General features: G+C 59.6%; 2 protein-coding genes. Both read left to right on the forward strand.

The window, feature by feature from the left end; translation table 11 throughout:
- The first annotated feature begins 138 nt into the window (after window positions 1-138).
- Entirely contained in the window at window positions 139-3435 is a 3297-nt protein-coding gene (locus tag LKE08_RS02890; protein WP_324702688.1) for a DUF499 domain-containing protein, read from the forward strand.
- Window positions 3432-3905 carry a hypothetical protein gene (locus LKE08_RS02895; RefSeq protein WP_324702689.1) on the forward strand — a complete coding sequence of 158 codons (474 nt, stop codon included), beginning with the start codon at window positions 3432-3434 and terminating at the stop codon, window positions 3903-3905. Before LKE08_RS02890 ends, LKE08_RS02895 begins: the two co-directional genes overlap by 4 nt.
- Window positions 3906-4017: the final 112 nt, after the last annotated feature.

Here is a 4017-nt window from a genome sequence, read left to right on the forward strand (position 1 = left end):
GTCTTGCTCTCTGCGAGACAGAGTAACAGGTTAGGGCTAGAAAGCCCCGTCGCTGTCTTCGCGGGGATTGGTTACCCGAACCGAAGTCATCCTCACCGCTCCCCGAAACGTCCCGCCGTCTTTCCTCAGAGTCCGCCCATGTTGCCATCCATCTTCACAACCTGCGTCCCCCGAGCCGAAATCCGGGGCGGAGAACTAGCCGAAGAGATCTTCGCGGCCAAGATCCGCCCCGTCGTCGAGGGAACCGCCCCCCGCGTCTACCAAGATGCGGAAGTCTTCTTCGCCAACACCTTCCCCACCGACGGCATCCGCACCCTGATTCAGGAAGTGTTCGGGCGACTGACGGGGGCCGACGTCGGCTCCCCCATCGTCCGGCTCGAAACCAGTTTCGGGGGGGGTAAAACTCATGATGAAATTGCCCTGTGGCACATCTGCCGCCAAGGACGGCGGATTCCGGGGTTGGAGCGCTTCGCCGACCTAAATTTGATTCCTGATGGCAGTGTGCGGGCCGCGGCGATCGACGGCCGTGACCTCGACCCCGAAAACGGCGTCTTTCACAAAGACACCGGCGTAACAACTTACACCATCTGGGGGGAAATCGCCTACCAAATTGGCGGGATTCGCGGCTACGAACTTCTCAAGGGCTCCGATGACTCCCAGATTAGCCCCGGCACGTCGGTTTTGGAGCGACTGCTCGACGGGCAACCCGCCGTCATTATCTTGGACGAGATCGCCCGCCACCTGCGGACAGCTAAGGCGAAAACCGTCGGTAACAGTGACCTCGCCAAACAGGTGGTGGCGTTCCTGTTCTCCCTGATGGACCTGGCCGCTTCGTCCGATCGCCTCGTTTTTGTCTACTCCCTGGCGTCGGCATCCGACACCTTCGCGGAAGAAACCCAGGAACTCATCGAAGTGATGCGGGCTTCCGCCCGACAGGAGCGGGTTCTGAGTCCCTCCACCGATATCGAAATCTACAATATCGTCAAACAGCGGCTGTTCGAGAGCGTCAGGGAGGACGCGGGAGAAGCGGCGGCGACCGAATACCTGAACGCCTACCGCGCCAGCCGCATCGACCTGCCCGACGGTTGCAAGGAAGCCTCCTACGGCACGACGATCGCCTCCTCCTACCCCTTCCACCCGGAACTGTTCAAACTCCTGACCCAAAAGATCGCCTCCATCCCGAACTTTCAGCGCACCCGGGGCGCCCTGCGGCTGTTCGGTTCCGTCGTCCGCCACCTGTGGCGGGAAGCCGATGCCGCCCCGGAGGGACGCGCTGTCTGGATACCCCTGATCCACACCCACCACATCCCCATCGGACGGGATGAAAAGGTGACGAGCGACCTCACCACCCGCCTGGAGCGCCCCCTGATGCGGCTCCCCATCCAGGCCGACATCTACAACCCCGACGGCCGGCCCGCCTACGCCCAGACGCAGGATGAACAGTGGCAGGTGGCGGGTAAACCTCCGTTTTCGACCTGGGTGGCACAAACTATCTTCCTGCACTCCCTCACCCAGGGCATTTCCTCCGGCATCCGGCGATCGGAACTGAACCTGTCGCTGCTCACCCCCGACCTGGAAATCGGCTTTGTGGAGCGGGTTCTGGAACAGTTGGGGAAGGTGGCCTGGTATCTCGACATCGATCCGGTCACGTCCATCGCCCGGTTCAAGGAAGAACCCTCCATCAATAAGATCATCGCCGAAGAGAAGCAGCAGGTGGGTCAGTCCGAAGCCAAGGACGAGCTGCGATCGCGACGGGACAGCATTTTCGCCAGCAAAATGTTCAAACTGGTGTCCGCCCCCGACACCGCCTCCGACGTGGACGACGCGGCAGACTCCATCGCCCTGTGTGTCATCGACTTCGAGGACGACATGATCGCCTCCTCCCAGGACCCGCCCCCGCCGCTGGTGGAAACCATCTTCAACAATACCGGGGAGTCCGGCAAGTTTCGCACCTTCCGCAACCGCCTCCTGTTCCTGGTGGCGAACCGCCACGAACTGGAACGGGCGATCGACCTGACGCGGGAGTACAAGGCGATCCAGACCATCCTCAAAAGCCCCAACCGCCTGGAGGACATCTCCGAAAGCCAGCAGAGGCAGCTCAAAGAAAAAGAAGGGAAAATAGACCTGGATGTGCGTATCGTCCTCACCAACACCTATCGCCATTTGTTCTACCCCGCCAAGGACGAGGTGAAGGCGCCCAAAGGCCTGATGCACTACACCCTCCCCGCCCAGGATTGCAGCACCGTCAAGGGCAAAAACAACCAGCAGGACGTGATTTTGAAAGCCCTGCGGGACTGCCAGAAAGTCCGCGCCGAGGCCGACGCGGACGCCAAACCCTTCGCCCCGGCTTACATCCTGCAAAAGGTCTGGCCGGCCGGAATCGATCGCTGGACGACCAAAAACCTGCGGGAAGAGTTCTCTAAAAATCTGGCCCTGAATCTGCCGGTGGAGGCGGAAATTCCCAAACTCCGCGACACCATCCGCCGGGGTTTGGAACAGGGACAGTGGGATATGGCGATCGCTCAGAAAGTCTACATCAAGCTCCCCGACGCGCCTTTGACCCTTCCAGATACGATTGAATTTAGCGATCGCCAGGTTCTCTACCGCCGGGGCATCCTCGAACCCCCCAAACCCAAGGAAATCGAACTCGGCGCCCAACTGATGCCCTCCACCGAGGCGATGAAGCCCGTCCGCGTCCGCTGGAAGGCAAAAGAGGCCCTGAAAATTCAACTGTACCAAAACGGAACTCACATTTCGGGGGACTTCCGGCCTTCGGACGAGTATGAGGGACAGGTGGGGGAAACCACCACATTTCGGTTGGTGGCGGACTACGGCGACGGGGAAACGGCCGCGAAGGAGACGAAAGTGCACTTCTCGGCCCCGGGGGGGAGTTCGTCCGGCCCGTCCCCGGCGGGGGTGGCCGAACAGCCCGGACTGTTCGACGTAAAACCCCCGCAGGTGAACTTTTCCGGGACGGTGAACCGGGTTTTCGGGGAACTGAGCGATCGCTGTTTGGATCTGAAAGTGGGGGGGATCTCCCGGCTGACGCTATCGGTGGACCAGGTGATGGACTACCGCAAAATCACCACGGCAATGCCTCTCCTGAATCGCTTCGGATTCCAAATCGACCAGACCGTAACCGTCCAGGCCGGGCAGCAGTTCGTCCGCCTGGAGTATCAGGGCGACTTGCGGGGGTTCCAGGGGTTCCTAAGTACCCTAAATGGACTGCTGAACCAGCCCGGTGTGCAGGGAGATGTGAACTTGACCCTGATTTTCGAGTTCGATCCGGCGATCGCGCCCGGGGGTCAGGCGGGCGGATCTGGGGGTTCGGCAGGCGGGGACGCACTGCCCCCACAGCTTCGCCAGATCAAATCTCAACTCGATCGCAACCCGGTGGAACGATTGAACTTGAGCGCCGATTTCCAATATGATTGAAACGCCCACCGTTTTTTTCCGGTTTCAAAGATCCCCGCAAAATGCAGGAATTTCAACTTCGAGTCGTCCCCACGGACAACAACAACTTCGGCCTGGAACTCTACCAGTGTTCTTACAAAAAAGCCGGGGAAAAGAGGCGCCCCGCCGCCAAGCGTTTGGGGCGGCTGAAGGGGAACGCTTTGGTTTTGGCGCGGCAGAGTATTTACCAGGTCTTGAAAGCGAACAACTACGACCCCAACACCCTCACCTACCGCCGCAAAAATCCCTATATTTTGGATGAGGAGACGGGGGTGAATTTGGCGATCTTATTTCAGGCGTTGCAGCCTTTGCGGAAACCGGACAAAATCATGAATATCGCCTCGGGCGTCGGGGAGATGAGCAACGAGGAAGCCCATTATTGGTTCGCGAAAGTGAACAACGGACACCGCAATTCGGCGTTGAGAGCCCTGCGGATTTTGTTGGGGGAGTGAATTAATTGGGGGTTTTTGGAAATGGGAAAAACGGATTCAGCCGGTGTAGGGTGCGTTAATGAAATGTAACGCACCGTCTATATGATTGTTGGGCGGTGGGTTACGGCGCGGA

Source organism: Lyngbya sp. CCY1209 (genome assembly GCF_035615495.1).
Taxonomy (GTDB): domain Bacteria; phylum Cyanobacteriota; class Cyanobacteriia; order Cyanobacteriales; family Microcoleaceae; genus Limnospira.